General features: G+C 74.0%; 8 protein-coding genes. 2 read left to right on the top strand and 6 right to left on the bottom strand.

What is annotated here, in order from left to right; all coding sequences use genetic code 11:
• Positions 1 to 158 precede the first annotated feature (158 nt).
• The 6 genes from JWP64_RS02055 to JWP64_RS02030 form a co-directional block, all read right to left on the bottom strand.
• On the bottom strand, positions 159 to 1,118 hold the full coding sequence (locus tag JWP64_RS02055) for an anti-sigma factor RsbA family regulatory protein (RefSeq protein ID WP_297491616.1): 960 nt from the start codon (positions 1,116 to 1,118) through the stop codon (positions 159 to 161).
• On the bottom strand, positions 1,115 to 1,933 hold the full coding sequence (locus tag JWP64_RS02050) for an MEDS domain-containing protein (protein ID WP_297491612.1): 819 nt from the start codon (positions 1,931 to 1,933) through the stop codon (positions 1,115 to 1,117). Before JWP64_RS02050 ends, JWP64_RS02055 begins: the two co-directional genes overlap by 4 nt.
• A 68-nt stretch (positions 1,934 to 2,001) precedes the next feature.
• A complete protein-coding gene (locus JWP64_RS02045; protein WP_297491609.1) occupies positions 2,002 to 2,508 on the bottom strand; it encodes a DUF6328 family protein in 507 nt (168 codons plus the stop codon).
• Positions 2,509 to 2,653: 145 nt separating this feature from the next.
• Complete coding sequence (gene mftD / locus JWP64_RS02040; protein WP_297491606.1) at positions 2,654 to 3,832, bottom strand: pre-mycofactocin synthase MftD; 1,179 nt, start codon at positions 3,830 to 3,832, stop codon at positions 2,654 to 2,656.
• A 220-nt stretch (positions 3,833 to 4,052) separates the two neighbouring features.
• On the bottom strand, positions 4,053 to 4,322 hold the full coding sequence (locus JWP64_RS02035) for a hypothetical protein (RefSeq protein ID WP_297491603.1): 270 nt from the start codon (positions 4,320 to 4,322) through the stop codon (positions 4,053 to 4,055).
• Positions 4,323 to 4,633: 311 nt separating this feature from the next.
• Positions 4,634 to 5,743: a CE1758 family FMN-dependent luciferase-like monooxygenase gene (locus tag JWP64_RS02030; protein ID WP_297491601.1), complete on the bottom strand. Its 1,110-nt coding sequence runs from the start codon at positions 5,741 to 5,743 to the stop codon at positions 4,634 to 4,636.
• 318 nt (positions 5,744 to 6,061) lie between these two features.
• On the opposite strand from JWP64_RS02030, the gene JWP64_RS02025 reads away from it, so the two are divergent.
• The gene (locus JWP64_RS02025) at positions 6,062 to 6,961 is read left to right on the top strand and encodes a LytTR family DNA-binding domain-containing protein (RefSeq protein ID WP_297491599.1); all 900 of its coding nucleotides are present in this window, start codon (positions 6,062 to 6,064) and stop codon (positions 6,959 to 6,961) included.
• A 100-nt stretch (positions 6,962 to 7,061) separates the two neighbouring features.
• Complete coding sequence (locus JWP64_RS02020) at positions 7,062 to 8,030, top strand: hypothetical protein (RefSeq protein ID WP_297491596.1); 969 nt, start codon at positions 7,062 to 7,064, stop codon at positions 8,028 to 8,030.
• The last annotated feature ends 978 nt before the right edge of the window (positions 8,031 to 9,008 follow it).

The following is a 9,008-nucleotide window of genomic DNA, read 5'->3' as shown; positions in this document are numbered from 1 at the left end:
CTGCGCGCGCACGGGCACCGGGTCGTCTCCCCGTCGGACGTCCGGGCCCGCACCTCCGCCCGTCGCCGGGGCCGGGCGGTGGGCGGGCTGGCGGACCTGCTGGACAGCCTGCACGAGCTGCCCGCGTGAGGGCCTCCGCGGGCGACGGAGAACTGCCGCTACCGTCCCGCGGTCATCCTCAGGGTGAAGCCGTCGGGGTCCCGGTGGTGCGTCACCGAATCGCACATCTGGTGACTCATCCAGAGCCCCAGCCCGGCCGTCGCGCTGCCGGCCGCCGGGAGCAGGCCGGCGTAGGGGTCCCGCGGGCCGCCGCCCCCGTCCGTCACGGTCGCGACGAGGCGGTGGCCGTGGTGCCACAGCCGGAGCCGGACCGGAGGGAGGCCGTGCGACCAGGCGTTGTCCACGGCCTCGCTGACAGCGATGAGCAGGTCGTCGACGGCCGACTCGTCGAGGGAACCGTTCCCTTCGGCGGCCAGGGCGCGCAGCGCGCGCCGGGCCTCGGCCGGTGTCGGGCCGTGCAGCTCGACCTGCGGCGAGCCGGGTTCGGCGGGACACGGCGTCATGAGCTCGTCCCGCAGGAGGGCGACCGGGTCGGCGAACTCCGGGTTGGCGAGGTGTCCGCCGTCCGCGGTGGCCACGTGGGGATGGGTCCGCCGCACGTCCGCCAGCACGGCCGCGGGCGCGGTCCGCACGTCGTAGGGGCACAGGCCCCACACCGGGAACGGGTCGTAGGTGTGGTTGACGGCCGCCTCGTAGCGGGCCCACTCGTCCCAGGCCACCCCGAACCCGGGATGGGGCACGTCGCCGACCACCCGGATCTGCTCCGCGCCGCCCCGGACGACCTCGTCGAACATCGAACGGTAGGCCCGGATCGCGCGCGCCGGCCGGGCGTACTGCAGGTCGCCCGGCACGAACCGGAGCGCGGCGGCCTCCACCGGCGCGAGCGCCGACCGGAGCAGGCCCGTGTTCACCTCGCCCAGGGTGACGACCGACGGCTCCCCCGCCGCGACGCCCTCCCGCAGGAAGGGCACCACGATCGCGAGGAACTCCTCGTCCGAAGCGTAGAAGGCGGCCTCGTGGAAGTAGCCGGTGTGCCCCGCCGCGGCACCCGACCTCACGCCGCCGCCTCGACGCGGACGCCCTCCGGCTCCAGCAGCCCGATCAGCTTCCGCGTGCCGTAGGGCGCGTTGCGGAGCACGATCTCGCCGCCCCACCCACGGCCCAGCTCGGCCAGCAGCAGGACGCCGCGGTGGTCCACGAAGTCCAGACCCGAGACGTCCAGCACGACCGACCCCGGCGCCTCGCCGTCGGCACTCCGCGCGCGGACCGCCGCCAGCCGGAACAGGTCCAGACCGGCGCGGTCGAGCTCGCCGCCGACCGCGAGGGCGTCGTCACCCGCGTGCAACCGGAACGGCGTGCTCTCCGGGCTGGCGACCGGATGCATGCAGGCGATCTCGGCCACCGCGTCGGCCCCGAGCGAGACACGGTCGTACCCGCACAGCGCCGAGAACGGGTTGCGGGTCATGTATCGGTCGATGAGGTGCTCGTACCGGGCGAACGCCTCCCGCTGCTCGGGCGTGCGGACCAACGAGGTCGCCTGCGCGGCGACCCGCAGGCCGGTGAACCCGTCGGCCAGGGCCTCGGCGACGGCGGCGGCGTACTCGCGCACCTGACCCCGGGGGTCGACGACGAGGCCGGCGCCGTAGGTCGCCGCCGCGGGAGCGACGCGGACCGCACCGGGCCGGGCACCCCCGAGCTCCGCCGCCGAGGGCGGGCTGTCGCCGACGTAGAGCACGCGGCAGCCCCGCTCCAGCCCCTCGGCCAGGAACAGCCGGGCCTGCCGGTCGAACTCGGCCGGGGCGTCGAAGGCCAGGCAGAGGTGGTCCCGGAGGCCATAGCCCCGGGCCTCGCCGATCGCACCCGCCACGCGCACCTCAGGAGCGTAACCGAGCGCGGGCGCCGTTCCCCCCTCCGCGGCGCCCACGGCCCGTAATGCGGATCTCAGCGCCGCAGTCGAAGGGGGACGAGCACCCAGAGCACCAGCGTCGCGACGAGCATCGCGCCGGTGATCGCGAACGCGACCGGTCGCCCGGCCGCGATGTCCAGGACGAGCAACAGCCCGGACGAGAGGGTGAGCGCGAGGGCGCCGAGGCCGGCCAGGGCGAGCTGGTGCGCCCACCGGACCAGCTCCCGCTTGCGGCCGCGCTGGAAGGCCACACGATGTGCCGCGACGGGCGCGACCAGCAGCGCCGAGGCCAGGGCCGCGGCCGTGAGCGTCACGACGAAGACCGTGTGCTGGAAGCCGTCGAGGCGGGTGAAGCGCTCGCTGAACGAGAGCGTGAGGAGGAAGCCGAAGAGGATCTGTACACCGGTCAGGACGACGCGGAGCTCCTGCAGGAGCTCGGCGAAGTTGCGGTCCGCCCGGCGCAGCGGCACCTCGTCGCGGTGCCGGGTGTTCCACTCGTCGTCGCGCGGACACGCCCGCGTCGATTCGATCTGGACGACCACGTGCGACTCCCTCCCGCGGCGCACGCGCGCCGGGCCCGCTGACGAGACGGGGTACCCGTTACGCCGCGAATCACACGATCGTGGAGGGCGAGCGGCCGGGAGGGGCGGGGCGGCGTTCACCGCCCCCTCCCCCGCGACGCCGGGGTCAGGCCTTCGCGCCCACCGCGAAGTTCTCCGGGATCAGCAGGTCGTCCCGGGTGAGCTCGTGGATGGACGACTTGCCCAGGCCGAGCAGGCCCGCGTCGATCCCCTGCTTCATGATCTCCAGGACGTTCGCGACGCCCGCCTCGCCGTTGGCGGCCATGCCCCACAGGTAGGCGCGGCCGATCATGACCGCCTTGGCGCCGAGCGCGAGTGCCTTGACGACGTCGCTGCCGCGGCGGATGCCGCCGTCGAGCAGGACCTCGACCTGGTCGCCCACCGCCTCCGCGATGCCCGGGAGCACCCGGATCGAGGCCGGGGTGCCGTCGAGGTTGTTGCCGCCGTGGTTGGACACCGAGATCGCGGTGGCCCCGGCGTCGACGGCGCGGCGCGCGTCGTCCGGATGCATGATCCCCTTGACCATGAACGGGCCGTCCCACTGCTCGCGCAGCCACGCGACGTCCTCCCAGGTGGGCAGCGGGGTCGTCATCCACTGGTAGTAGGCGCCGAAGAAGGTGGGCGCAGGCTCGCCGTCGATCGCGAGGTTCGGGGTGGTGAGGTCCGGCAGCTTGCCGCTCTTCACGAAGTCCAGCAGCCAGCGCGGCTTGCGGAGGACCTCGGGCGCGAACTGCACGGCCGCCTTGAGGTCGATCTTCTCCGGGATGGGCGGGCTGCCCCAGTCCCGGCCGTTGGAGAACGACCAGTCCAGGGTCATGATCAGCGCCTTGGCGCCGGCCTTCTTCGCGCGCATCGCGCGGGCCAGCAGCTGCTCGCGGCTGCCCACCCAGTACATCTGGAAGAAGACCTTGTCGTTGACCGCGGCGACGTCCTCGATGGACCTGCTCGCGAACGAGCTCAGTCCGGCCGCGGTGCCGGCGCCGGCCGCGGCCCGGGCCACGGCGACCTCGCCCTCGGGGTGCACGGCCTGCACGCCGGTCGGGGAGATGATCACGGGGAGGGCGATGTCCTGGCCCAGCACCGTCGTCGCCTGCGAGCGCTCCGCGGGGAGGTTCGCGATGTGCGGGCGGAAGCCCAGCTCGCTGTACGCGTCCACGTTGTCCGACACCGTGATGCCCTTGTCGGTGCCGGCGATCAGCGCCATGTAGACGGACTTCGGCAGGCGCTTCTTGGCCCTCCGCTGTGCCTCGGCGACCGTCTCGAACCACTCGCTCGTGCTGGCCATGTACCTGCCCCTTCGCAGCTCAGAGTCTGAGTGTCGTGCAACCTAGCATTTCGGCACCCGGTGCCACAATAAGGCCTGGAGTGCGTGCCGCGAGGCCCCTCCGTTGGTCGGGGTCACCACCGTCCGCTCGACCCGGGACACCCGGCCCGGACGCACGAGGGCCCGCCCGGAGGATTCCGGGCGGGCCCTGGTGAGACGGGATGCGAGCGAGAGGTGCGGCTCAGCCGCTGTGGCGCAGGGGCGGGTTGCGCTTGAGCGCCGAGCGCGTGACCGAGAGCTCGTGCGCCACCTCGGCGGCGATGAGCTCGGCGTGCAGCTCGACCTGCTGGTCGTCGCCCGCGAGGGCGCGGTGCCGGACGACGAGGTCCTCCAGCGAGTCCAGCAGCCGGTCGACGATCGCGGAACGGCGATCGTCGCGGGTCGGAGCGGGCTTCCGGGTCTGCGCCGGTACGGGCGAGGCGCCGGGGCGGTCGTGGGTCGGGACGGTCATGACGGAACTCCTACGAGCTGCGGATGGGGGGAGGTGGCGGGATCGGCCAAGAGCCGACACAGCGCGCTCGACGTCCGCAGGTGGTCGACGATGCGACGACGGGTCAGGAGGTGACGGGAACGACGGCACACGGGAGATCCCGCGGTGCGCCGTCGCCTTTCGATCACGTGATCCATGGTGAGGCCCGCGCCCGGGCCGGGGCAACTCGTGTTCGTCACTCCGGGTGAACATCACAGGGGGGAACTCCCGGCGGCCCCGGAACGTCCGGGCCCCGGGGGTGCACGTCGCGGGCGACCGGACGGCCTCCGCGGTCAGACGGCCGTGGCCACCTGCTCCGCCGCCGCGGCCGCCTTCGCCGCGACCCGCTCCGCGTGCGTGGGCGGGTTCGACGGGACGCCGGCCGGGCGGCGGGACTCGAACTCGGCCCGCAGGGTCGGCAGGATCTCGCCGAGCAGGTCCAGCTGCTCGAGCACGACCTTCTCGGGCAGGCCGGCGTGGTCGAGGAGGAACAACTGACGCTGGTAGTCCCCGAAGTGCTCACGGAACGTGAGCGTCCGGTCGATCACCTGCTGCGGGCTGCCGACGGTCAGCGGCGTCTGCGAGGTGAAGTCCTCCATCGACGGGCCGTGGCCGTAGACCGGGGCCTCGTCGAAGTAGGGCCGGAACTCGTTCCACGCGTCCTGACTGTTGCGGCGCATGAAGAACTGCCCGCCCAGCCCGACGGTCGCCTGGTCCGCGCGGCCGTGCCCGTAGTGCTCGAAACGCTGCCGGTAGAGGTCGATCAGCCGGACGTAGTGCTGGGCCGGCCAGAAGATGTTGTTCGCGAAGAAGCCGTCGCCGAAGTAGGCGGCGATCTCCGCGACCTCGGGCGTGCGGATCGAGCCGTGCCACACGAACGGCGCGACGCCGTCCACCGGGCGCGGGGTCGAGGTGAAGCCCTGCAGCGGCGCGCGGAACTTCCCCTCCCAGTCCACGACCTCGGAGTCCCACAGCCGGCGCAGCAACTGGTAGTTCTCCACCGTCAGCGGCACCGAGTCCGACATCTTCTGCCCGAACCACGGGTAGACCGGACCGGTGTTGCCACGGCCGAGCATCAGGTCGACGCGCTCCGGGCCGGCCAGGTGCTGCAGCATCGCGAAGTCCTCGGCGATCTTCACCGGGTCGTTCGTGGTGATCAGTGTGGTCGACGTCGAGAGCACCAGCTTCTTCGTGCGCCCGGCGATGTAGCCGAGCAGGGTCGTCGGGGACGACGGCACGAACGGCGGGTTGTGGTGCTCGCCGGTGGAGAAGACGTCCAGGCCCACGGCCTCGGCGTGCTCGGCGTAGCGGACCATCGCGCGGATCCGCTCCTGCTCGGTCGGCGTGGTGCCGTTCGTCGGGTCGGTGGTGACGTCCCCGACCGTGAAGATTCCGAACTGCATGTCGGCTCCCCCTTCCGCCGCCTCCGCGGCGTCCGCGAGTGTAGTAGTTGCACTCGCAATCATTCCGAACGCGGGGGCGCGCCGAGATGTTCCCGGGCCCCGGCTGCCGCGTGTCCGACGTCAGCCATCCCCCGTTCGTGGCATGATCGCCCTCCGCAGCGCGTGCGCATCGCCGCTGGTCGAGACGCCTGTCGCCGCTGGTCTCGGCGGCGGGCCAGGACCGGGCGTCGGCCACCCGATCGGGCTTCGCTAGCGTGTGGCTGCAGTCACGACACACTTGGCGGGTTTTCGCTCCCGGCCCGCGACGAGGAGGCGCTCGTGAGCAGCGAGGTACCGGGCGGGCTCACGGTCCTGGCCGTCGACGACGAGGAACCTGCGTTGCAGGAGCTCGCGCACCTGCTGAGCGAGGATCGACGGGTCGGCACCGTGCTGACCGCGCCCGACGCGACCGAGGCGTTGCGGATCCTGGGCAGCAGGCCCGGGAGCGCGCCCGGCTCGTCCGGCGTGGACCTGGTGTTCCTGGACATCCGTATGCCCGGACTCGACGGGCTCGAGCTCGCCCGCGTGCTCTCCGCGATGGCGTCGCCGCCGCCGGTCGTCTTCGTCACCGCGCACGACGACCGCGCCGTGGACGCCTACGAGATCGGCGCGGTGGACTACCTGCTCAAGCCGCTGCGCTCCGAACGCCTCGCCGGGTCGATCGACCGCACCCTCGCCACGCGTGCCGCGCCGCCGCCCCGGCACGTGCCGATGGACGGCAGCCGACACCCGCACCCGCCCGCGCCGCCGCGCGGCTTCGGCCCGCCGCCGCGCCAGGAGCCGCCGGAGGACGAGGTCATCCCCGTCGAGCTGGCCGGTACGACGAAGCTGGTCCCCCGCTCGTCGGTCCGCTTCGTCGAGGCGCAGGGGGACTACGCGCGGCTGCACACCCTCGACGGCAGCCATCTCGTCCGGATCCCGCTGTCCGTGCTCGAGGAGCGCTGGCGCGAGGCCGGGTTCGTGCGGATTCACCGCGCGTTCCTCGTCGCACTGCCGCTGATCACCGAGCTGCGGCTCTCCGGCTCGGGGTACGTGGTGCGCGTCGGCCAGGGACAGAACGCGCCCGAGCTGCCCGTCAGCCGCCGGCACACCGCGGCACTGAAGCGGATCCTGCGCGGGCGTCCGCTCCGGGACGGGGAGGACGGCGGGCCGACGATGCCCGTCGCCCGGATGCGCTGAGCCTCGCCCCCAGGGCGTCGCTGGTCCGTTCCGGTACGCGACGGCCGGTGGGCGCGTGTCGCCGGGCGCTCCCGATCGGGGCCTACTAGCGTCCCGACAGGTGGAGGGCGCGGCGCACGGACGGTCACCGGCGCTCCCGGCGTCCCTCCTGCTGGTCCTGGCGATCGTCGCCGGCTGCGCGACGGGTGCCGCCGAACCCCGCGCGCTCCCCCCGGCCCCGGCCGCCGCGCCGGACGCGCCAACGGCCACCACTGCCGCTCCGCCGCCCGTCCCGGAGCTTCCCGGCGGCGGCACCACGCTGTTCCCCGGCCGCCGGATGGTCGCGCTGTACGGGCGTCCGGGCTCGGCGGCGATGGGCGTGCTGGGCGAGCAGGGGATCGAACGGTCGGTGCAGCGGGCACAGCGGTTGGCGCAGGAGTACCGGCCGCTGACGGAGGACACCGTCGTCCCGGCGTTCGAGATCGTCACGACCGTCGCGTCGTCCTCGCCGGGCGCGGACGGGGACTACTCCGTCGAGTCGAGGGTGGCGGACCTGGTGCCGTGGGTGGACGCCGCGGCCGCCGCCGGGATCTACGTCGTGCTCGACCTGCAGCCGGGACGCTCGGACTTCCTCGCCCAGGCGAAGCTCTACGCGGACCTGCTGGCCCGGCCGAACGTCGGGCTCGCGCTCGACCCGGAGTGGCGGCTCGGCCCCGGCCAGATGCACCGCGTCCAGGTGGGCTCGGTGGACGCCGCGGAGGTCGATCGCGTCTCCGGCTGGCTGGCCGACCTCACCCGCGATCACGGGCTGCCGCAGAAACTGCTGATGCTCCACCAGTTCCGGACGGCGATGATCAGGAATCGTGCCGGACTCGTCACGGACCGTGACGAGTTGTCCGTTGTGATCCACGCCGACGGGTTCGGCACGAGTGCGGAGAAGGCCGAGACCTGGGCGGCGCTCCACGAGGCCTCACCTGCGGGAATCACCTGGGGATGGAAGAACTTCGTGGACGAGGACCGGCCGATGTACACCCCGGCGCAGACCCTCGCGGTGGGACCGACGACACCCGCGTTCGTGTCCTACCAATAGGGGCACGGAACCCCCGCGGTGACGTTCAGTATTCTCCCCGGGATCTCGGCGTCGAGATCCCGTCGTGACTCGCCGGACTCCGCCGCCCACCTGCGGGCGAACGGCCACCTCACGCGGCCCGCGTATCGTTCCTGACGCCTGACAGGGGGTGGCCCACCGTGAGCGGAGACGAACCGCGCCGCGGGCTGTCCCGCGAGGTCCCCGTGTCCCAGCAGCTCCCCCGGTCGCAGCAGCTCCCCCCTGGCTCCGACCCGTCCGCTCCCCGCTCCCCCGGGCAGGAATCTCCCCTGTACGAATCCGATCTCCCCGAGTCCCAGCGGTTCGGTTTCCCCGGCGCCGACAGGCCCCGGACCACCGCCCCGCCCGCCACCCCCGACATCCCGGCCCCCGGCTCCGCAGGCCCGGATCACGGTCCGTGGCCGAGACGCGCCGAACGGGACGGCTCCCGCGGCGCGGTCTGGTCCGGCGCCGCCCGCCGCACGACGGCCCGGGACCCCTCGGACCCACGGGTCCCGGTCGCCGCCGCGCACCGGGACCCCGGGCCGCGGCACGCCGACCGCTCCGACGGACCGGCGCCCCGGCCGGACGGCCCTGCACGGCCCGACGGCCCCGCTCGGCCCGACGGCCCTGCACGGCCCGACCGCCCTGCCCGACCGCACGACCCGTCGCGGCCGGACGGCCCCCTCCGTGGCGACGGCCCGCCGCCCCGCAGGCCGGCGGGCCAGGAACCGCGTCGCGGCTCCGCACCGCCACGCAGGCCCGGTGCCGGCGGCCCACCCGCCGGTCGGCAGGACCAGCCGCCCGGAGGACGACCCGAGCAGCGCAGCCCTGCCGCCCCGCCGGTTCCTCCTGGGCGCAGCCGTCCCGCGAGGCCGGGCGGATCCGGCGGGCCGGGCTCGCCCGCTCCCGGCGCAGTCGAGCCCGGTGGCTCCGGTGACCCGCAGCGCGGGTCCGCGGGCAGACCCGCACAGCCGGGTC

Source organism: Pseudonocardia sp. (assembly GCF_025465255.1).
Classification (GTDB): Bacteria; Actinomycetota; Actinomycetes; order Mycobacteriales; family Pseudonocardiaceae; genus Pseudonocardia.
Note: the sequence above shows the minus strand (reverse complement) of the source record. Positions and strands in the feature narration are given on the sequence as shown.